The following is a 20,683-nucleotide window of genomic DNA, read 5'->3' as shown; positions in this document are numbered from 1 at the left end:
ACTTCAAGCGACACCGACCGCGACTGAATCAACGGCGCGGATATGGCTGCAGCCCTGTCGAAGCCCGTCAGAATGCAGATACACCCTATAAAAAATGCTGCGGATCGATATCGACCTGCACACGCAAACCCTTGACCGGCTTCGGCCCAGCGGCAAGCCAGGCCCTTATATACCCCTGCAAGTCAAATTGCCGGGGCGCCATCGCCAGAAGCCGGTAGCGGTAACGTCCGCGCACCATGGCAAGGGCCGCCTCAGCCGGCCCTAGAATGGTTACTGCACCATCTTGCGGCGCAGCCCGTGCAACAGCCCGGGAGAATCCGTCAGCCATGGCCTTGTCCGGCCCGGACACGACGATTGCCGCAAGCCGTCCGAAGGGCGGCAATCCGGCATTTCTGCGCGCGTCGATCTCTGCGAGATAAAAAGCATTGGCGTCAGAGGCAAGCAACGCCTTGATCACCGGATTATCAGGCGCATAGGTCTGAAGAAAACCAACCCCGCCGCCTGTAACGCGCCCTGCCCGGCCCGTTACCTGCCCGAGAAGCTGAAACGTCTTTTCCGCAGCCCTTGGATCTCCATTTGCAAGGCCCAGATCCGCATCAATCACACCGACCAGCTTCATTTTCGGAAAATTATGGCCCTTTGCGACCAGCTGGGTCCCGATCACAATATCGGCGCCGCCGTCCTCGACGATTTTCATCTCGCGCCGCAGCCTGTCAGGACCACCGGGCAGATCAGAGGACAGGACAAGCACCCGGGCTTCGGGAAACTTGCCGCCGACCTCTTCGGCGATTCTTTCCACACCCGGTCCACAGGCGACAAGCGAATCGGCCGTGCCGCAAGACGGACAACTGTCCGGCACCTTCTCCGAATGCCCGCAATGGTGACAGACAAGCCGCTTTTGAAACCTGTGCTCCACCAGCCAGGCGCTGCAGTGACCGCATTGAAACCGGTGGCCGCAGGTCCGGCACAGGGTGAGTGGCGCATATCCGCGCCGATTGAGGAACAGAAGCGTTTGTGCTCCGTTGCCGAAGGCATCCTTGATCGCGCTCAACAGCTGTGGCGCGATCCACTGCCCGCGCTCCGGCCCGTCATGGCGCATGTCGATCGCCTTCAGCTCCGGAAGCTCTGCACCTGTGGCCCGTTCAGGCAGAAGGACGTGCCGGTACCGGTTGAGATCCGCATTGACGCGGCTTTCCACCGAGGGCGTTGCAGAAGCGAGAATGACGGGAAAGCGCGAAATATGCCCGCGCACCACGGCCATGTCGCGGGCACTGTAGGGCACACGGTCATCCTGCTTGAAGGCCGTATCATGCTCTTCGTCGACGACGATCAGCCCGAGATCGCTGAAGGGCAGAAAAAGGGCCGAGCGGGCCCCGATCACCACACGCACATCCCCACTGGCAACACCGCGCCAGACCCTTGCCCGGTTCTTGGGCGAAATTTCGGAATGCCATTCGGCCGGGTAGACGCCGAACCGCTTTTCAAACCGGCGCAAGAACTGTTCGGTGAGCGCAATTTCAGGCAAAAGCACCAATGCCTGCTTGCCCCGGCGGATCGCCTCGGCGATGGCCTCGAAATAGACTTCCGTCTTTCCCGACCCTGTCACCCCGTCGATCAGGGAAACGGCGCTGCCGCTGTCAAACGCCTCGATCAACTGGTCTGCTGCCCGCTGCTGTGAGGCCGTCAGGACGGTTCGCGCATAATCGACATCGGGTATGGGAGGCGGCGGAGTGGCAGGCAAGGCCACCCCTTCCAGAACATTTTGCTGCAACAGGCCGTCAATCACCGACGCGCTGACGCCAGCGGCGTGCGCAAGTCCGCTCTTGGTCCAGGCAAACCCGTCTTCCATGGCCGCCAGAACACGCTGGCGCGCCGCAGTCATTCGATCAGGTTCCGCCCCCTCGATCCGCCGTACGCCCGGTACCGGCGGCTCCGGCTGAAGAGCCTCCTCGGATCGCAGCACCATGCGCAAGACCATTCCCGGCGCAGCCAGCGTCCAGTTGGCGACCCAGTCCACGAACCGGCGCAAGTCCGGGTCGAGCGGACGCGCGTCCTGGTAAACATGCGCCATTGCCTTGAGTTTTTTGGGATTGATGGCCGCATCCGGCTCACCATCCCAAACCGCGCCAAGAACTTCGCGCGTCCCGAGCGGCACCCGGACAATGGTGCCCGGCTGCACATGGCACCCCACCGGCACACGATAGGTATAGGGCCCCGGGACGGCGACCGGCACCAGAACACTGGCAATGCGATCAGGTTCGAAGTCCGGTTCGTCAAAAAACACGTCTTGCCGCCTTTCGGCCCATATCGTCCGTCACCACCCGGCAGTGCCAAACAGGCGATTCCGGTATCTGCAACTCAGATTCCATTCGAATCGGGGTTCTTCTGACCATAATCCTACGCTAAACAGGCGCCGATAAGAGATCCACGGTGCGGTCGTAGACCGCCTGCAAAGCGCATGTCTATAGGACGTGCCATAGGGAGCTGTACATGAAGTTTTTCGTCGACACCGCAGACACGGCAGAAATTCAGGAACTGGAAGCCACCGGCCTGCTGGACGGGGTGACCACCAACCCGTCGCTGATTGCCAAGTCCGGCCGCCAGTTCAAGGATGTCATCAAGGAAATCTGCGGCATCACCAAAGGCGATGTCTCTGCCGAAGTTGCAGCGACCGATTTCGAAACCATGATCAAGGAAGCCCACGAGCTGCGCAAGATCGCCGACAACGTCGTGATCAAGCTGCCGCTGACCTTTGACGGACTGAAGGCCTGCAAGCAGCTGAGCGAAGAAGGCACCAGGACGAATGTCACGCTGTGCTTCTCCGCCAACCAGGCGCTGCTCGCCGCAAAGGCGGGTGCAACCTACATTTCGCCGTTCATCGGCCGTCTGGACGATATCCATTTCGACGGTCTGGAGCTGATCCGCGAAATCCGTGTGGTCTATGACAACTACGGCTTCGACACGGAGATCCTTGCGGCCTCGATCCGGACCCCCAACCATGTCAAGGAATGCGCAATCATCGGTGCCGACGTCGCAACCGTCCCGCCGGCAACCCTGAAGGCGCTGGTCAAGCACCCGCTGACCGACAAGGGCCTCGATGCATTCCTCGCAGACTGGGCAAAGACCGGCCAGAGCATTCTCTAGGAACCGGTTTCCGGACTGATTTTGAAAGCCCGGGCCGCGTGGTCCGGGCTTTTTTCAATGGATTAACCCTTCGGTTGGCCCTTTCTGGCATGAAGGGAACATGACTGCGCATCCTGATCCAGACGCCCTCCTTGTCTTTGCAAGAAAAGACGTCCTGACCCGCATCTCGGCCTGGTTGGACCATCTGGGCGAAGAACGCCGTTTGGCCGACAAGACGCTTGTGGCCTATGAGCTGGACTTGGAACAATTCCTGCGGTTCCTCACAGGGCATTTGGGTGGCGCACCTTCCCTTGCCGACATCAAGGATCTGCGGCCTGCCGACTACCGGGCCTTTTTGGCGTATCGCCGGGCGAACGGGGTGCAAAGCCGGTCCCTGGCGCGAAGCCTTGCCGGGATCCGGTCGTTTCTCAAGTTTCTGGAGCGGCGCGGCGAGGTCAATGCGGCGGCGTCGGATGCAGTGCGCCCGCCACGCCCTGCCAAATCCCTGCCCAAACCGGTGCCCGTGAAGGAGGCCAGGGACATTGTGGGCGGCGATTTCGGTCTGGAAAGCGCCCCCTGGATCGAGGCGCGCAACACCGCCGTCCTGACGCTTCTTTATGGGTGCGGTCTGCGCATATCAGAGGCGCTGTCGCTAACCGGACGCACAGCACCAACCCCGGAGACAAGAACCATCCGCATCACCGGCAAGGGCGGAAAGGAACGCATCGTTCCCACCCTGCCGGTCGTGGGCGAAGCCGTGGAAGCCTATCTGAAGCTTTGCCCCTATGTTGTTTCAGCCGATGGCCCGTTGTTTCTGGGTGCGCGCGGCGGTCCGTTGAACCCGCGCATGATCCAGCTCGCCATGGAAAAGCTGCGGGGCGCACTCGGACTTCCCGATTCTGCCACGCCCCACGCCCTGCGGCATTCCTTTGCAACGCATCTTCTTTCCGGCGGCGGAGACTTACGTACAATTCAGGAATTGATGGGGCATGCGAACCTCTCAAGTACCCAGATTTACACCGAGATTGACAGTGTTCAGCTGCTCAATGCCTACGACAAGGCGCATCCACGCAAGTGACACCCGAAAATCTCCTAGAATTTAGGGCTTTTTCGCATCTTAGGGGGTGCATTTTCATAAAAAGCTGCTAGGGTCCGGCACTTCCACAGCGTATATGATCACGCATTCCCTACGGCGGCCGTCCGGCACCCCGGCGCTCGTCGGCAGACATCAGGAGAGAACTTGCAAGTACTTGTCCGCGACAACAATGTCGACCAAGCCCTTCGTGTGCTGAAAAAGAAGCTGCAGCGCGAAGGCGTTTTCCGTGAAATGAAAACCCGCAAGGCTTTCGAAAAGCCTTCCGAAAAACGTGCCCGCGAGAAAGCTGAAGCTGTCCGCCGCGCCCGCAAGGCTGCGCGCAAGCTTGCTCAGCGTGAAGGCCTGCTCGGCGCTCACAAGCGCTAAGTTGAACTGCTCCAGTCACGACAAGGCCCGGATTGCGCGCTCTTAACCAGCTGCGCACCGGGCCTCGTTCCATTTGCAGTGTCAGATTTGGCATTGTCTGCCGCACGTTTAATCGACCCTTAACACGATCCGGGCCACAGTCCTGTCTCCATCACATTTGAGGGAGGCATCTTTTGCGCATTCCGGCTCTGGTCCTCGTTGCATTGTTTTTGAGCGCCGGTCCCGCCAATGCGGACGCGGCCTGCCCGCTGCCTGAAGACGGCGTTTGGGTCAATCCCTACGCCAAGCGGAAAGAAATCACACGCATAGAAATCGAAAGCACGTGTCAGGACGGAACTGTCCGGGCGCGCGTCCGGGCGTTTACGTCTTGCTCCCCCCGCGACTGCAAATGGGGTTGGACCGACGCGGACTTGCGCGAGCGCGGTGGACTGAGGGTGGATCTGGTCGGTTTTCTCGGCACAAAAGCGATGACCCTCACCCGGTTTGGCAACCTGCTGGATGCCCATGTAATCGACAAGCCTCATGATCCGGACATTGCCGCGCAGGAGACGACATACAACTTGATAAAAAAATGAAAGAAACCACCCTTATATTCGCAATATTATTTCATAGTAAACATTGATTCATTTTGTATATGACCTATCCTCAACCCTGGTTGCACAAAACCGTGCAAGACACGAGGATGGAGAAGCCTATGCGTATCCTTTCCCTGACAGTCGCGACCCTCGCGGCCTCCGCTTTCGCGATCGCTCCAGCTGCAGCCTGCAACTGGATGAAATCGGCTGAAAGTGAACAAATGACCGTGGCAACCCTGCCGGCAGACGATGACGCAGGAACCGTTTCAATCGCAACGAACGATCTGAGCCTTGAAACAATCAAGCAGATGGACTTGCAATCCGGGACCGAAACCACGGAATAATATCAGACCTCCCAAAACCCGGCCGTTCATCCCGTGGACGGCCGGGGATTTTTCAAGAGTTTCCATCAAACACCGGACACTTGATGGCTCAGAACGTCGTGGCGGTACTCCCTGATGCCTTGCACAAGGATCTGCCAAGCAGAGGTTAGGAACAGGGCCGCCATCAGTCCCGCAACGACCAGATCCGGCCAGCCGGTCGTCGTTGACCAGACACCAAGGGCCGCGAACATCACCGCGATGTTTCCGATCGCGTCATTGCGCGAACACAGCCACACGGACCGGACATTGGCATCTCCGTCCTTGTATCTCAAAAGCAAAAGCACGCTGGCCAGATTGGTCACAAGCGCAAGAACACCGATACTGCCCATGACCGCTGCCTGCGGGACCCCAACGAAAATCACGTGATAGGCCGTGGATCCGAACACCCAAAGACCCATCACGCTCAGGCTTGCTCCCTTGACCATGGCTGCCATTGCCCGCGTCTTCAAGCTCGCACCGATCACGGCGAGGGAAATGCCATAGGTGACTGCATCACCGAAGAAGTCGAGAGCATCCGCCTTGAGCGCTTGCGAACCGGCTGCCTGTCCGGCAATCATTTCGATAACGAACATCGCGCCATTCAAGAAAATCACCAGCCAAAGGCGGCGCTTGTAGTCTTTCGACAAGCCCTCAAAGGCCGTTCTCGAGGTGTTTGCGCAGCAGGCACCCATTGCTCTCTCCAGATTGCTCTTTTCTGTTCCTGTCTGCTACCTTACCTAAAGGCTATAGCGACTAGAGGTTCAAGAGGCGTTCGATGGATTTTTCGATTGGAGAATTGTCCCGGCGCACAGGCGTCAAGGTGCCGACCATCCGCTACTACGAGAAGGAGGGGTTGATCGACGATCCGGTGCGGACTGAAGGCAATCAGCGCCGCTACCTTGAGCGCGACCTTCAGCGCCTCACCTTCATCAAGCATGCCCGCGATCTCGGCTTGCCCATGACCGCGATCCGCTCCCTCATCGACTTGAGCGCCAGCCCCTGCCACTCATGCGAGGATGCAGACAGGATTGCGAAAGAGCAACTGATAGCCGTTCGTGACCGGATACGATCATTGCGCAAACTGGAGGCGGAACTGGCCCGGATCGCGGACAGCTGCGGCGGCGGCCACACGGTTGCCGACTGCAACGTGCTGAAAGCTTTTGGCGATCACAGCCTGTGTCACGAGGAGCACTGACGCCGGACCCGGCCGCGCCCGCATTCTGGCTTTGTCATTGGCCTAGTCGGGACGTTTGTTGGCCTCTTATTTTCATCAGTGATCTGCTGGTGTCAGCTGGAACGGACGTTCGCGGAAAAGGCTGCTGAATTCAGTTTTACCGGTCTCTCCGATCCCGGTTCGCGCGGACACTTGTCCGGGATTGTTTGTCCGGGGCAGTGCTGTTGTGAGAGTGGCCTCCCGGAGCGCAATTCCGAAAGATTGAGGCAGTCCCCAATAGGCCCTTGTAAGCCGACACGTCAGAACGATAACCGCCAAAAGGCTGTTTTGGGTTTCTTTGCAAAAATCGTCTGCGAGGTTTCACTCGCAAAGTGCTTCTGACATTCACGTTCGTCATCCCGGATGTGCGATAGCGCAGAGCTGGAATCGGTCAGCCCCAAAACCCGGCCAAAATCAGCTGCTCCCCGATCCCGCATAAAACCTCTGGTTTTTCCGGCATGACAGAGCAGAGGCAAAAACGCAATCGGCCAACCACCTAACCAAAGGGGGCATGATCACGCGCGATGGTTCACGCTCACGCTCCATTTCCGCCCAAACAGATGACCGCACCCACCAGACAAACAAAAAGCCGGGCGCAGGGCCCGGCTTCAAAGATCAGAAAAGTGCCGCTGATCAGGCGTGGATCGGCTTTGCAAAAACACCCATGGCCGCTTCCTTGACCGCTTCGGACATGGTCGGGTGTGCGTGGCAGGTGCGGCCGAGATCTTCCGAAGAGCCGCCGAATTCCATCAAAACGGCAGCCTCGTGGATCATTTCGCCAGCACCAAGGCCAATAATATGGACACCCAGAACCCGGTCGGTCTTGGCATCGGCGATGACCTTGACCAGACCGTCCGTTGCATTCATCGCCCGGGCGCGGCCATTGGCGGTGAAGGCGAACTTGCCGACCTTGTATTCGACACCGGATGCCTTCACTTCCTCCTCGGTCTGGCCGACTGAAGCAACTTCCGGCTGGGTGTAGACCACGCTCGGGATGACATCATAATTTACATGGCCGGCCTGACCGGCGAGGGTCTCGGCAATCGCAACGCCTTCGTCCTCGGCCTTGTGGGCAAGCATCGGACCCGCGACCACATCGCCAATGGCGTAGATGCCGTCGACATTGGTCTTGAAGTGACTGTCGATCTTGACCCGGCCGCGTTCGTCCAGCGCAACGCCTGCCGCATCCAGCCCCAGACCCTCGGTGTAAGGCTTGCGGCCGATCGAGACGAGAACGATGTCCGCATCCAGAACTTGCCCCTCGCCGCCCTTGGCCGGTTCAACGGTGACAGCGAGACCCTTGCCCTTCTTCTCAACCGAGGTGACCTTGGTCGACAGCTTGAAGTCCACGCCCTGCTTTTTCAGGATCCGCTGGAACTGCTTGGAGATCTCCCCATCCATCGGCCCAAGGATCTTGTCGAGGAATTCGACGACCGTCACTTGCGCGCCCAGACGGCCCCAGACCGAACCGAGTTCCAGACCGATCACGCCGCCGCCGACGACAACAACCTTGCCCGGAACCTTGTCCAGCTCGAGCGCGCCGGTGGAGGAGACGATCTGCTTTTCGTCAATCTCGACGCCCGGCAGCGGCATGATGTCCGAACCGGTCGCAATGACGATGTTCTTCGTGTCCAGAACGGTCTTCGACCCGTCGCCGGCGGTGACTTCCACCTTGCCGGCAGACAGGATCTGAGCCGTGCCGTGATGGTTGTCGACCTTGTTCTTCTTCAACAGGAAGGCAACGCCGTTAACGTTGGCGTCGATGGTATCCTGCTTGTGCTTCATCATGCCGGGCAGGTCCAGCTCCGGCTTGCCGACCTTGATGCCGAGCTTTTCAAATCCGTGACCGGCTTCGGCGAACATTTCGGAAGCATGCAAAAGTGCCTTGGACGGAATACATCCGACATTCAGGCAGGTGCCGCCATGGGTTGCCCGCTTTTCGACAACTGCGGTTTTGAGGCCGAGCTGTGCAGCCTTGATCGCGCAGACATAGCCGCCCGGGCCGGTTCCGATGACGACGAGATCGTATTGGGACATTGTGGTCGCCTTTTACTTTCCGTTCAGATGCGGCCCGGAGCCGGGCCATTGTTTCGATGCCGGAGACCTCCGGCCTGTCAGCGAGCCCCGCAGTATGCGGGAAATTTCGTGTTCCTGCCTCGCCTAACGATCGGCCAGCGCCAAGCGCACTCCAAAACCGCAGAATGTGGCCGCCACCGCACGGCGCATCCAGCAAAGCGCCTTTTCGCTTTGCATGAGCTGGTGTCCGACCCGTGCTGCGCACAAGCCGTAGACAACAAAGACCGCAAAGGTCATCGCCATGAACACCGCGCTCATTCCCAGCATCTCCAGAACCGCATTGCCGGAGCCCGGCGATACGAATTGCGGAAGAAACGCGAGGAAGAACACCGTCAGTTTCGGATTGAGAACATTAATGAGACAGCCCGAGCGGGCAATCGCCCAAAAGCTCGCGGGCGTTGCGTCGGTTGGCGTCAGCGCCAGCGGCCCGCTTTCGCGCAAGGTTTGCCAGGCGAGATAAAGCAGATAGGCAACGCCGGCATATTTGACAGCCTGAAACACCAATGCGCTGGTGTGCAGCAGGGCAGACAGTCCGAAGACCGAGGCCAGTATGGCCGGAACGATGCCGAGCGTACAGCCAAACGCGGCCGCAACACTGGCCTTCCGGCCTTTGCCCAGGCCGATAGCAACCGTGTAGACCACACCCGAACCGGGAACCAGAACAACCACAAGGGCGGTGATCAGGAACTCCAGGCTCAACATGACGGCTCCAGTGCTATCGGCAAGAGACGGTTGGTTTAAAGATCCAGAACCAGACGCTGCGGATCTTCGAGGCTTTCCTTGACCCGGACGAGGAAGGTCACCGCTTCCTTGCCGTCGACGATCCGGTGGTCATAGGACAGCGCCAGATACATCATCGGACGAATCACGACCTGCCCGTTCACCGCCATCGGACGTTCCTGGATCTTGTGCATGCCCAGAATACCGGACTGCGGCGCGTTCAGGATCGGCGAGGACATCAGCGAGCCGTAGACCCCCCCGTTGGAGATGGTGAAGGTGCCGCCGGTCATGTCGGCCATGCCGAGCTTGCCGTCGCGCGCCTTGCGGCCGAGATTGCCGATTTCCTTCTCGATTTCGGCAATCGACATCTGGTCGGCATCCCTGACAACCGGAACCACAAGACCCTTGTCGGTGCCAACCGCCACGCCGACGTGGCAGAAGTTCTTGTAGATGATGTCCGTGCCGTCAATCTCGGCATTGACCGCCGGGATTTCCTTCAAGGCATGGGTGACCGCCTTGGTGAAGAAGCCCATGAAGCCGAGCTTGACGCCGTGCTTCTTCTCGAACAGGTCCTTGTACTGCTTGCGCAGTTCCATGACCGGGCCCATGTCCACTTCGTTGTAAGTGGTCAGCATTGCGGCCGTGTTCTGTGCGTCCTTCAGGCGGCGCGCGATCGTCTGGCGAAGCTTGGTCATGCGGACGCGTTCTTCACGCGGCTCGTCTTCGGCTGCCACCGGACCGCGGGCAACCGGGGTCGCTGCCGGAGCGGAGGCTGCAGCTGTCACGCCGGAGGCAATCGCGTTGATGACATCGCCTTTCAGCACCTGCCCGCGCTTGCCGGAGCCGGACACCTGATCGGCCGGCACACTGTTTTCCGCCATCATCTTGGCAGCGGACGGCGCCGGCGGCATGCCGGAACCTGCAGACGCCGCCGGAGCGGGGGCTGCTGCGGCAGCAGGCTGAGCCGGAGCAGCGCTGGCGCCGGCACCGGAGGTATCGATCTGGCACAGCAGCGTGCCCGGTTCGACGGTCGCGCCGGTTTCTGCCGCAATCCTGACGATCTTGCCGGCAATCGGCGCCGGAACTTCCTGGGCCGCCTTGTCGGTTTCCAGTTCAACCAGCGTATCATCGGCCTTGACGAGATCGCCGACCTTGACGCTCCACTCGCCGACTTCGGCTTCGGTCACGGATTCACCGGCACTCGGCGTCACCACGTCGACGATCTGGCCAGCGGATGCCGGAGCAGCTGCTTCGGCAGGCTTTGCGTCCGCCTTGGCTGGTGCAGCGGCTGCGGGCGCAGCTGCGGCTGCTCCAGAACCTTCTGCGATCTGACCGAGCAGAGCGCCGACTTCGACCGTGTCGCCCTCGTTGACGACGATGCTTTCAAGCGTGCCGGACGCGGGTGCTGGAACCTCGACGGTGACCTTGTCGGTTTCCAGCTCCACCAGCGGTTCATCGGCCGTGATTGCTTCGCCCGGTTTCTTGAACCATTGCGCAATCGTTGCTTCGGATACGGATTCGCCCAAAGTGGGCACGCGGATTTCGGTTGCCATGGTTGCCTTCTCTTAAAGTTCCTGGCCAATTCCGTTAGAGAACCGGGCCCAGATGGCCCGGTCCGAATTACTGGTCGAATGCCTCGTCGATGAACGCCCGCAGCTGCGCGAGGTGGGTCGACATGAGGCCGGATGCCGTGGAGGCCATTGCCCACCGGCCCGCATAGCGCGGCCTAGTGTGCTTGGCACCGATCTGGCCGAGCACCCATTCGATGTAGGGCTCGACAAAGGACCAGCTGCCCATGTTCCGGGGCTCTTCCTGGCACCAGACCATGTCGGCGTTCTTGAAGCGGTTGAGCTCCATCGCCAGAGCCTTTTTCGGGAACGGATAGAGCTGTTCGACCCGCAGCAGATAGACATCGTCAATGCCGCGCTTCTCGCGCTCTTCCAGCAGGTCGAAATAGACCTTGCCCGAACACATGATCACACGCCGGATCTTGTCATCGGCCACGAGCTTCGTTTCCGAATGACCCATTTCCGCATCGTCCCACAGCAGGCGGTGGAACGTGGAATCGATCCCGAGATCATCAAGGCTGGACACGGCCCGCTTGTGGCGCAACAGCGACTTCGGCGTCATCAGGATCAGCGGTTTGCGGATGTCGCGGCGGACCTGGCGGCGCAGGATGTGGAAGTAGTTTGCAGGGGTCGTGCAGTTGGCGACCTGCATGTTGTCTTCCGCACACAGCTGCAAGTAGCGCTCAAGCCGTGCCGAGGAGTGTTCCGGACCCTGGCCCTCATAGCCATGCGGCAGAAGGCAGACGAGACCGGACATGCGCAACCACTTGCGTTCACCCGACGAGATGAACTGGTCGAACACCACCTGGGCGCCGTTGGCGAAATCGCCGAACTGGGCTTCCCACAAGGTCAGGCCATTCGGCTCGGACAGCGAGTAACCGTATTCGAAGCCCAGAACCGCTTCTTCGGAGAGCATCGAGTTGATGACCTCGTAACGCTCCTGGTTCTTGTCGATGTGGTTGAGCGGAATGTAGCGGCTTTCGGTTTCCTGATCGTAGAGCACCGAATGACGCTGAGAGAACGTTCCGCGCTCGCAATCCTGCCCCGACAGGCGGACCGGATGGCCTTCCTTCAGGAGCGCTGCAAAGGCCATCGCCTCGGCAGTTGCCCAATCGACCCCCTGACCGGTCTCGATCATCCGCTCCCGGTTCTTCATGAAACGGGCTATGGTGCGGTGAATGTTGAAGTCGTCCGGAACATGGGTCAGCGCCCGCCCGAGCTCCTTCAACTCGTCCATCGGCAGGCCGGTTTTCCCGCGCCGCGGATCCTCTTCGTTTTCCGCCCGCTTCATACCGGCCCACTTGCCGTCCAGCCAGTCGGCCTTGTTCGGCTTGTAGGCCTGGCCTGCATCGAACTCCCCGTCCAGATGCTTACGCCACTCGGCCTTCATCGCATCGACTTCTTCAGCCGACAGCACACCTTCGTTGACCAGCCGCTCGGAGTAGAGCTGCAGGGTCGTCGCGTGCTTGCGGATCTTGCGGTACATGATCGGCTGGGTGAACGCCGGCTCGTCGCCTTCGTTGTGGCCGAAACGCCGGTAACAGATCATGTCGATCACCACCGGGCGCCCGAAGATCTGCCGGTATTCGATGGCAATCTTGGCAGCAAAGGTCACTGCTTCCGGATCATCCGCATTGACGTGGAAGATCGGAGCCTCAATCACCTTCGCCATATCGGAGGGATAGGGCGAGGACCGCGAGTAGCGCGGATTGGTGGTAAAGCCGATCTGGTTGTTGATGATCACATGAAGCGAGCCGCCGGTGCGGTGTCCGCGCAGCGCCGACAATCCGAAACATTCGGCGACCACGCCCTGACCGGCAAACGCTGCATCGCCGTGAAGCAACAGCGGCAGCACCTTCGAGCGGTCGACTTCGGTCGTCTCGATGAACCGGTCGTCTTCGGCAGACCATTGGTCCTGCTTGGCCCGGGCCTTGCCGAGCACCACCGGATTGACGATTTCCAGATGCGACGGGTTGGCCGTCAGCGACAGGTGGACGTCATTGCCGTCAAAGCTGCGGTCGGAAGACGCGCCAAGGTGGTATTTCACATCGCCCGAACCTTCCACATCGTCGGGCGTAAAAGAACCGCCTTTGAACTCGTGGAAGATGGCGCGATGCGGCTTGCCCATCACCTGGGAAAGCACGTTCAGGCGGCCCCGGTGGGCCATGCCGAGCACGATTTCCTTCAGCCCCATCTGGCCGCCGCGCTTGATGATCTGTTCAAGCGCCGGGATCAGCGCCTCGCCGCCATCAAGACCGAACCGCTTGGTGCCGGTATACTTGACATCCAGGAACTTTTCGAAGCCTTCCGCCTCGATCAGCTTGTTCAGGATGGCGCGCTTGCCTTCGCGGGTGAAGGCGACCTGCTTGTCCGGCCCTTCGATGCGCTCCTGGATCCACGCCTTTGCCGCCGGATCGGAGATATGCATGAACTCGACACCAAGCGTCGAACAATAGGTCCGCTTCAGGAGGTCCAGCATCTCGCGGATGGTGGCATATTCCAGCCCGAGCACGTGATCGATGAAGATCTTGCGGTCCCAGTCGGCTTCGGTGAAGCCGTAGGACGACGGGTGCAGCTCCTCATGATCGCCCTTGCCGGCAAGGCCGAGCGGGTCGAGATCCGCATGCAAGTGACCACGCATGCGGTAGGCGCGGATCATCATCAAAGCCCGGACGGAATCGCGGGTAGCCTGATGGACTTCCGCATCCGTGACCGGGGCGCCCTTGTCCTCGGCCTTTTTCTTCAGCTTGTCTCCAAGCTTCTTTTCGATCGGTGCCCAGTTTCCGTCAAATGCATTGACGAGGTCGCCATTGGCCTCGATCGGCCAATCCTTGCGTGTCCAGGTTGCGCCCTGCGCTTCCCTTAAAACCGCGTCCTTCTCGTCCTGAAACGCAGCAAAGAAGTCCCGCCATTCCGGTTCAACCGAATTCGGGTCCGTCTTGAACTGTGCGTAGAGGTCTTCGATATAGGCTGCGTTGGCGCCGTAAAGCAACGACGTCAGTGCGAATACGCTGTTCGCTTCCTGCCGTGCCATCTCCGTCCAGCGAGGGGTTGCCCCGCCCTTTATGTTCAGCCGGGCCGCTGGCCGGATGGCCGGACAGCCCGCTCTGGGTTCGTTTTCAGACCCGCCCCTCACGGACGGGCCCGCTCAAATTCGGGTCAAGACGCAGGGCGTCTTGACCAATCCTGACAACATGCAGAGCGAAAGGTAAAGCCAAATCGCCCTGCACAAAGCGGTTTGTGCCGCTTTAGCCCTTCAAGACTTCGAGAAGGGTCTCGCCGAGCTTCGCCGGGGACGGGGAAACCTTGATACCGGCTTCTTCCATCGCCGCGATCTTGTCCTCGGCACCGCCCTTACCGCCGGAAATAACGGCACCAGCATGGCCCATGGTGCGGCCTGGAGGCGCAGTCCGGCCTGCAATGAAGCCTGCCATCGGCTTTTTGCGGCCCTTCCTGGCTTCGTCCTTGAGGAACTGGGCCGCTTCTTCTTCGGCAGAGCCGCCGATTTCGCCGATCATGATGATCGACTGGGTTTCGTCGTCGGCCAGGAACATTTCCAGGACGTCGATGAACTCCGTGCCCTTGACCGGGTCGCCACCGATGCCAACCGCCGTGGTCTGGCCAAGGCCGGCATTGGAGGTCTGGAAGACGGCTTCGTATGTAAGTGTACCGGAGCGGGAGACAACACCCACCGAGCCCTTCTTGAAGATGGAACCCGGCATGATGCCGATCTTGCACTCTTCCGGGGTCAGGATGCCGGGGCAGTTGGGACCGAGCAGGCGAGACTTGGATTTTTCAAGCCTTGCCTTGACCTTGACCATGTCGGCCACCGGAATGCCTTCGGTGATGCAGACGATGAACGGAATTTCCGCATCGATCGCCTCGATGATCGCAGCGCCCGCGCCTGCCGGCGGAACGTAGATCACCGAAGCATCCGCACCGGTTGCTTCCCTGGCATCGCCAACTGTGGCGTAGATCGGCAGCTCGGCAGCGCTTTCCATTCCGGAAGACCAGGTCTCGCCGCCCTTCTTCGGATGCACACCGGCAACCATCTTGGTGCCGTAGTATTCCAGCGCCTGTTCCGTATGGAACGTTCCGGTCTTGCCGGTCAGGCCCTGAACGATAATTTTCGTGTCTTTATTGACGAGGATGGACATTTACGCCCCCTCCTTAACGGCTTTCACGATTTTCTGGGCGGCGTCGTCGAGATCATCGGCGGCGATCACGTTCAGACCGCTTTCGTTAATGATCTTCTTGCCAAGTTCGACATTGGTGCCTTCAAGGCGGACAACGAGCGGAACCTGCAGACCGACTTCCTGAACCGCGGCGATCACGCCTTCCGCGATCACGTCACAACGCATGATACCGCCGAAGATGTTGACCAGGATGCCCTTCACGTTCGGATCGGAGGTGATGATCTTGAAAGCGGCCGTCACCTTCTCCTTGGAGGCACCGCCACCAACATCGAGGAAGTTGGCAGGCTCTGCACCATAAAGCTTGATGATGTCCATGGTCGCCATGGCAAGGCCGGCCCCGTTGACCATGCAGCCGATGTCGCCGTCGAGAGCAACATAGGCAAGGTCGTATTTGGAGGCCTCGATTTCCTTGGCGTCTTCTTCCGTCTCGTCACGGAGCGAAAGAATGTCATCGTGGCGGAACAGGGCGTTGCCGTCGAAGGAAACCTTGGCGTCGAGAACGCGCAAGTGGCCGTCCTTCATGACAATCAGCGGGTTCACTTCCAGAAGTGCCATGTCCTTTTCGACAAAGGCCTTGTGCAGGATCGGAAACAGCTTCATGCCGTCTTCGCGTGCCGCACCGCTCAGCTCGAGCGCGTCACAGAGTTTGGACGCATCGGCTTCGGTGACGCCCGTGTCCGGGTCGATCGGCAGGGTCACGATCTTTTCAGGCGTTTCTTCCGCAACCGCCTCGATGTCCATGCCGCCTTCCGTGGAGACGACGAAGGCCGGACGGCCGACCGTGCGGTCCACGAGGATGGAAAGGTAAAGCTCGCGCTCGATATCGGCACCGTCTTCGATGTAAAGGCGGTTGACGACCTTGCCGGCATCACCGGTCTGCGCGGTGACCAGCGTGTTGCCAAGCATGTCCTTGGCGTGTGCGGTCACTTCATCGAGCGAGAAGGCAAGACGGACACCGCCCTTGGCATCGGCCGGCAGTTCCTTGAACTTGCCCTTGCCACGGCCACCGGCGTGGATCTGTGACTTGACGACCCAGAGCGGACCGGGAAGGCTTTTTGCAGCTGCTTCGGCTTCGTCTGCGGAAAAGATGGCAACACCTTCAGCCACCGGTGCGCCGAACTCCTTCAGCACGGCCTTGGCCTGGTATTCATGAATGTTCATATGAATTCCCCGTTGTCGGAGGACCGCCCCGTTTCAGGGGCGGCCACTGAAACGTGCGCGGCGGCTCAGGCGAGCGCCGGCTGAATTTTCTTGCAAGCCTCGACAAGACCCGCGACGGAGCCGACAGACTTGTCGAAGCCGGCCTTTTCATCGCCCTGCAGGTCGATCTCGATGATGCGCTCGACGCCTTCCGCACCAATCACCACCGGCACACCGACATAGGTGTCGGTCAGGCCGTACTGGCCGTCGAGAGCTGCCGCACAGGGCAGAACCCGCTTCTTGTCCTTCAGGTAGCTTTCCGCCATGGCGATTGCCGAGGAAGCCGGCGCGTAGAAGGCAGAACCGGTCTTCAGCAGGCTGACGATTTCCGCGCCGCCGTCACGGGTGCGCTGAACGATCTCGTCGAGACGCTCGGCCGTGCACCAGCCCATCTTGACCAGATCGGGCAACGGAATACCGGCAACCGTGGAGTAGCGGGTCAGCGGCACCATGGTGTCGCCGTGGCCACCCAGAACGAATGCAGTGACATCTTCAACGGAGACGTTGAACTCGTCTGCCAGGAAGTAGCGGAAGCGGGCGCTGTCAAGAACGCCGGCCATGCCGACGACCTTGTTCTTCGGCAGCCCGGAGAACTTCTGAAGCGCCCAGACCATTGCGTCGAGCGGGTTGGTGATGCAGATGACAAAGGCGTTCGGCGCGTATTTCGCAATGCCGGCCCCGACCTGTTCCATTACCTTGAGGTTGATTTCGAGCAGGTCGTCGCGGCTCATGCCCGGCTTGCGCGGCACACCGGCTGTGACGATGACAACATCGGAGCCCTCGATCGCCTGATAGTCGTTCGCACCGGAGAGTTTTGCGTCAAAACCGTCGACCGGCGAACTCTCGGCCAGGTCCAGTGCCTTTCCTTGCGGCGTGCCCTCTGCGATGTCGAAGAGCACGATGTCTCCGAGTTCCTTCAAACCAGCAAGATGAGCGAGCGTGCCGCCGATCTGACCAGAGCCGATCAAAGCAATCTTGTTCCGAGCCATTATCGAAAGTTTCCCTTTACGTAAGATGGAACCTCATGCCATCCGCCGATGACGGCGATGGCACTACTCCCTTTGCGGCCCTTGCGCAACCTAAACAAAACGATATTGCGCGCGGGCCAGTCGAAATTTTAGAATCTTCCCGCATACTTAGCTGACGTATACGGAACGCACACCTAAGCGTGCTGCACCCGCCTTTCTCCCGCGAGATATTCCTCCGACCGCATCTCGATCAATCGCGAGACCGTCCGGTCAAATTCGAAAGCTTCCGTGCCATCCGCCGCCACATATAAACCATGGGGTTCGGCCGCAGCAGACACGACCAGCTTGATGCCGTTGTCATAAAGTGTGTCGATCAGTGTGATGAATCGCTTCGCCTCGTTGCGCCGCGCCTTGGTCATGACCGGCACGTTTTCAATGAACACTGTGCCGAAAGCATGGGCAATACGAAGAAAGTCGCTGGCGCCAAGCGGATTGGCGCACAGGTCTTCGAAAGAAAACCGCGCCGCACCGGCAGCCGCCATCGGAACCGGGATGATCCGGCCCTTGTTTTCGAGCTCTTCACGATGCGCGGCGACACCGCATGTCAACCGGCGCCACAGCAGATCCACCTCGTCACCCGCCCCATTGCCAAGCGGCGTAACATAAACCGGGGTTCCCGCGAGTTTCTCAAGCCGGTAGTCGGTCGGAGAGTCGAGATGCAGGACATTCACCTTCGACTTCAAAAGCTTGATGAAGGGCAGGAACAGCTGCCGGTTGAGACCATCCTTGTAAAGGTCATTCGGATCGACATTCGACGTTGCAACCACAATGACGCCGAGCTCGAACAGCTGGGTAAACAGACGCCCGAGGATCATGGCGTCGGCAATATCGGTGACCGAGAATTCGTCGAAACACAGGAGCCGGGTTTCACGCGCAATTTGCCGGGCGACCGGCGGAATCGGATCGTCTTCCTTCACCTCGCCGCGCTTGTGGGCCTGGCGGTGGGCATGAATGCGTTCATGCACATCCAGCATGAATTCGTGAAAATGCGCACGCCGCTTGCGCCGGATGACCGTGACTTCAAAGAACAGGTCCATCAGCATGGTCTTGCCACGCCCGACGCCGCCCCACATGTACAAACCCTGCACGGCCGCCCAAAGCTCGTTCTTCCGCTTGGCGAACAGCCAGCCGAGGGAGCTTTTCTTGGAGGCCAGCCGGGTCTCGGCCAGTTTGGTGTTCAACAGATCAAGGCAGCGGACAGCCTCCAGCTGAACAGGGTCTTCCGAAATTTCTCCCGCTGCAACCAGCGCCTTATAGCGCGAGGCGACTGCACGGGTGACAGGCAGTTCCATTTTCAAGAGTGGCGCTCCAGTTGCCTGCGCCGGATTTGCGCTCCTTGCGACCCAAGGGCGTCAAACCGCCGCGGTGCAAGGCGGGATAAAAGCAAATTAAGGCAGATGCAAGGGCGGAGTAACATTTGCGCAACAGTGCAAGCAACAAAATCGATTTAACGCACAAAATGCAAAGGGCGGCAACCGCCGCCCTCATTGACCAACGCAAGCTCAAAATGCCCGCGCGATTACATGATAATCTGCTTTGCGTCCCGCTCTGCCTGCAGTTCCTGAACATAGAGCAGCTGGCCAACCAGAAGCCGCTCCTGCTCACTGTCCAGATCGGCCTTCCGGCCACGCCCGTCCGTCAGGAGCCATGCGTTACCCGGGCGTACGACATCGCATTCCATCGGAGCCGACCGCTCCATCCCGAGTTTTTCAAGCAGAGCATCCGCCGATTCGCCGTCATCGGCCCCGTCCACCCCCTTGAGCGCCATGCGCAGGCGCCGATAGGCCGCCTGAACCTCCGCTGTCGGCAAGATCACGGTTGACGGCTGTCCGTCCTGCAAGGTGATGGCACGGATGATCCCCGCCCCTTTGGGAAGCACCGTCGAAGAACAGGGCACCTTGTGAATGTCGCCCAGAACCGTCCACTCGGCCCTCAGGGTCACCGTCACCGGCTGCCGCAAGCTGGAAGCCACCGAAGACAGGCGCTTTTCCTCGTCGGACCTGCGGTCCGTTCGCGCTGCCGAACCATTGGCGCGGCCCGCAAGTGAGGTTCCCCCGATCCGCAGACGCCGGAACACCACAACATTGCGCATCAGGTCGGTCCGCTCGACCCGCCAGCCGGCATCCAGCCACGCGTTCTGATGGACGAGGCTACCACCGGAGTTCGCCCACCAGGTTCTGTGCTCCCGGGCGCTCTTTGGAAGTCCCGAGCCAAGTATTTCCTCTACATCCTCAAGCCGCGCTGCCCACACCACATCGTCAAGGCGCGCAAGATGTTCGCGCAAAGGATCATATTTGGACATAATTCGCTACCTTTCCGTTTATTACCGGAAAGGTAACACACCTCAATAGGGTGCCGTCCAGATAAAAATACCTAAAGTTGTTATCTAAAAAGAGAAACCGGGCTTCCTGAAGAAGTCTGACCGTTAAATTGCTGGGCGGACGTTGCGTAAAGCTGGGCAACAGGCGCCCCGCTGCTGTCTTTCAACACAACCTGCTTGCCGGACAAGTCCCATGCAGACACGTTGGCAAGCGCCGGAGACGAACACCCGCGCGTATTTGCCCTGTATCCGCCGGACCAGGTGGTCAGGGTCATGAAAGCCATGCAGTTGTCGCCTGCAGAAGACAGTTTCCAGCCACCAAGCATGTCGCTCCGGCCAATGTTCAGAGCACCGGCAGGCTCTGCAACAGACGCAACATCAGTGCCCTGGCCCGTGCCGTCAAGCGTGGTTCCAGGGGCAGGTACAGACTGATCAAGCGGCTGCAGTTCCCCCTGCCCCACAGGCGTTGTCGGTGTTGCCGGAAGGGGGGCAGCATATTTCGGCCCCCCGCTCAATCTCTGGCAACCAGCCGAAACCAATAGCACCCCGATCGTCAGGGCCGTGATCACTTTACGCTTCATGTCGAATCAATCCCAGTTCCGCCGCGAACAATGTGACGCCACTCTTAGCCCAGATTTTGACGAAATGCCAAAGTCCACGCTTTTGCGGAGGCGCAAGCTTGTTGACTGCGGCCTGCCTGGCGCGATTTTCTTTCGAATAAGCTTTTGACCGGTCAAGGACGAACAGCTGCCCAAAATTTCAGTTGCCCGGAAGGAGATGTGTCCCGCACCTTAGACACGGTGGATCTCGGCCGTGAAGTGCAACAAGGTAACGGGACGG

The 20,683-nt window shown here is 59.8% G+C and carries 18 protein-coding genes; 6 read left to right on the top strand and 12 right to left on the bottom strand.

All coding sequences use genetic code 11. From position 1 onward, the window contains the following. Positions 1 to 85 precede the first annotated feature (85 nt). The gene (locus tag E1297_RS30095) at positions 86 to 2,284 is read right to left on the bottom strand and encodes a primosomal protein N' (protein ID WP_368669739.1); all 2,199 of its coding nucleotides are present in this window, start codon (positions 2,282 to 2,284) and stop codon (positions 86 to 88) included. Between the two features lie 206 nt (positions 2,285 to 2,490). Between E1297_RS30095 and fsa the strand changes: the two genes are divergently transcribed. From fsa to E1297_RS30070, 5 genes are all read left to right on the top strand, one after another. Continuing rightward, entirely contained in the window at positions 2,491 to 3,144 is a 654-nt protein-coding gene (gene fsa / locus E1297_RS30090) for a fructose-6-phosphate aldolase (protein WP_155144684.1), read from the top strand. Between the two features lie 100 nt (positions 3,145 to 3,244). Then, positions 3,245 to 4,201, top strand: a complete 957-nt coding sequence (locus E1297_RS30085; protein ID WP_155144683.1) for a tyrosine recombinase XerC — start codon at positions 3,245 to 3,247, stop codon at positions 4,199 to 4,201. 162 nt (positions 4,202 to 4,363) lie between these two features. Next, positions 4,364 to 4,585 carry a 30S ribosomal protein S21 gene (gene rpsU / locus E1297_RS30080; RefSeq protein ID WP_155144682.1) on the top strand — a complete coding sequence of 74 codons (222 nt, stop codon included), beginning with the start codon at positions 4,364 to 4,366 and terminating at the stop codon, positions 4,583 to 4,585. A gap of 173 nt (positions 4,586 to 4,758) precedes the next feature. Further along, positions 4,759 to 5,160, top strand: coding sequence for a hypothetical protein (locus tag E1297_RS30075; protein ID WP_209016082.1), 402 nt, complete (start codon positions 4,759 to 4,761; stop codon positions 5,158 to 5,160). A 119-nt stretch (positions 5,161 to 5,279) separates the two neighbouring features. Then, complete coding sequence (locus tag E1297_RS30070) at positions 5,280 to 5,504, top strand: hypothetical protein (RefSeq protein ID WP_155144681.1); 225 nt, start codon at positions 5,280 to 5,282, stop codon at positions 5,502 to 5,504. Between the two features lie 65 nt (positions 5,505 to 5,569). Here the strand turns inward: E1297_RS30070 and E1297_RS30065 are convergent, their stop codons facing one another. Further along, on the bottom strand, positions 5,570 to 6,214 hold the full coding sequence (locus E1297_RS30065; RefSeq protein ID WP_155144680.1) for a cation transporter: 645 nt from the start codon (positions 6,212 to 6,214) through the stop codon (positions 5,570 to 5,572). A gap of 83 nt (positions 6,215 to 6,297) precedes the next feature. Between E1297_RS30065 and E1297_RS30060 the strand changes: the two genes are divergently transcribed. Further along, a complete protein-coding gene (locus E1297_RS30060) occupies positions 6,298 to 6,717 on the top strand; it encodes a helix-turn-helix domain-containing protein (RefSeq protein ID WP_155144679.1) in 420 nt (139 codons plus the stop codon). 651 nt (positions 6,718 to 7,368) lie between these two features. On the opposite strand, the gene lpdA is transcribed toward E1297_RS30060, so the two are convergent. The 10 genes from lpdA to E1297_RS30010 form a co-directional block, all read right to left on the bottom strand. Next, positions 7,369 to 8,772, bottom strand: coding sequence for a dihydrolipoyl dehydrogenase (gene lpdA / locus E1297_RS30055; RefSeq protein WP_155144678.1), 1,404 nt, complete (start codon positions 8,770 to 8,772; stop codon positions 7,369 to 7,371). Positions 8,773 to 8,895: 123 nt separating this feature from the next. Next, a complete protein-coding gene (locus tag E1297_RS30050; protein WP_209016088.1) occupies positions 8,896 to 9,510 on the bottom strand; it encodes a LysE family translocator in 615 nt (204 codons plus the stop codon). A 38-nt stretch (positions 9,511 to 9,548) separates the two neighbouring features. Then, a complete protein-coding gene (odhB, locus tag E1297_RS30045) occupies positions 9,549 to 11,084 on the bottom strand; it encodes a 2-oxoglutarate dehydrogenase complex dihydrolipoyllysine-residue succinyltransferase (RefSeq protein ID WP_155144676.1) in 1,536 nt (511 codons plus the stop codon). Between the two features lie 67 nt (positions 11,085 to 11,151). Then, entirely contained in the window at positions 11,152 to 14,133 is a 2,982-nt protein-coding gene (locus E1297_RS30040) for a 2-oxoglutarate dehydrogenase E1 component (protein WP_155144675.1), read from the bottom strand. A 214-nt stretch (positions 14,134 to 14,347) separates the two neighbouring features. Further along, positions 14,348 to 15,256: a succinate--CoA ligase subunit alpha gene (gene sucD / locus E1297_RS30035; RefSeq protein ID WP_155144674.1), complete on the bottom strand. Its 909-nt coding sequence runs from the start codon at positions 15,254 to 15,256 to the stop codon at positions 14,348 to 14,350. Further along, positions 15,257 to 16,456, bottom strand: coding sequence for an ADP-forming succinate--CoA ligase subunit beta (gene sucC / locus E1297_RS30030; RefSeq protein WP_155144673.1), 1,200 nt, complete (start codon positions 16,454 to 16,456; stop codon positions 15,257 to 15,259). Between the two features lie 65 nt (positions 16,457 to 16,521). Continuing rightward, positions 16,522 to 17,484 carry a malate dehydrogenase gene (mdh, locus tag E1297_RS30025; protein WP_155144672.1) on the bottom strand — a complete coding sequence of 321 codons (963 nt, stop codon included), beginning with the start codon at positions 17,482 to 17,484 and terminating at the stop codon, positions 16,522 to 16,524. Between the two features lie 173 nt (positions 17,485 to 17,657). Further along, a complete protein-coding gene (gene zapE, locus E1297_RS30020; RefSeq protein ID WP_155144746.1) occupies positions 17,658 to 18,815 on the bottom strand; it encodes a cell division protein ZapE in 1,158 nt (385 codons plus the stop codon). A 227-nt stretch (positions 18,816 to 19,042) separates the two neighbouring features. Further along, complete coding sequence (locus E1297_RS30015) at positions 19,043 to 19,825, bottom strand: hypothetical protein (protein WP_155144671.1); 783 nt, start codon at positions 19,823 to 19,825, stop codon at positions 19,043 to 19,045. 80 nt (positions 19,826 to 19,905) lie between these two features. Beyond that, a complete protein-coding gene (locus E1297_RS30010; protein ID WP_155144670.1) occupies positions 19,906 to 20,424 on the bottom strand; it encodes a protease inhibitor Inh/omp19 family protein in 519 nt (172 codons plus the stop codon). Positions 20,425 to 20,683 lie beyond the last annotated feature (259 nt).

Source organism: Roseibium sp. RKSG952, assembly GCF_009711355.1.
This window is presented reverse-complemented; position numbering and strand designations above follow the sequence as displayed.

Bases quoted from the DNA above. Each gene is read 5' to 3' on its own strand.
- sucD (WP_155144674.1), bottom strand. From the start codon at position 15,256: ATGTCCATCCTCGTCAATAAAGACACGAAAATTATCGTTCAGGGCCTG.
- mdh (WP_155144672.1), bottom strand. From the start codon at position 17,484: ATGGCTCGGAACAAGATTGCTTTGATCGGCTCTGGTCAGATCGGCGGC.
- E1297_RS30060 (WP_155144679.1), top strand. From the start codon at position 6,298: ATGGATTTTTCGATTGGAGAATTGTCCCGGCGCACAGGCGTCAAGGTG.
- fsa (WP_155144684.1), top strand. From the start codon at position 2,491: ATGAAGTTTTTCGTCGACACCGCAGACACGGCAGAAATTCAGGAACTG.
- E1297_RS30015 (WP_155144671.1), bottom strand. From the start codon at position 19,825: ATGTCCAAATATGATCCTTTGCGCGAACATCTTGCGCGCCTTGACGAT.
- E1297_RS30040 (WP_155144675.1), bottom strand. From the start codon at position 14,133: ATGGCACGGCAGGAAGCGAACAGCGTATTCGCACTGACGTCGTTGCTT.
- sucC (WP_155144673.1), bottom strand. From the start codon at position 16,456: ATGAACATTCATGAATACCAGGCCAAGGCCGTGCTGAAGGAGTTCGGC.
- E1297_RS30070 (WP_155144681.1), top strand. From the start codon at position 5,280: ATGCGTATCCTTTCCCTGACAGTCGCGACCCTCGCGGCCTCCGCTTTC.
- E1297_RS30065 (WP_155144680.1), bottom strand. From the start codon at position 6,214: ATGGGTGCCTGCTGCGCAAACACCTCGAGAACGGCCTTTGAGGGCTTG.
- zapE (WP_155144746.1), bottom strand. From the start codon at position 18,815: ATGGAACTGCCTGTCACCCGTGCAGTCGCCTCGCGCTATAAGGCGCTG.
- E1297_RS30010 (WP_155144670.1), bottom strand. From the start codon at position 20,424: ATGAAGCGTAAAGTGATCACGGCCCTGACGATCGGGGTGCTATTGGTT.
- E1297_RS30085 (WP_155144683.1), top strand. From the start codon at position 3,245: ATGACTGCGCATCCTGATCCAGACGCCCTCCTTGTCTTTGCAAGAAAA.
- odhB (WP_155144676.1), bottom strand. From the start codon at position 11,084: ATGGCAACCGAAATCCGCGTGCCCACTTTGGGCGAATCCGTATCCGAA.
- lpdA (WP_155144678.1), bottom strand. From the start codon at position 8,772: ATGTCCCAATACGATCTCGTCGTCATCGGAACCGGCCCGGGCGGCTAT.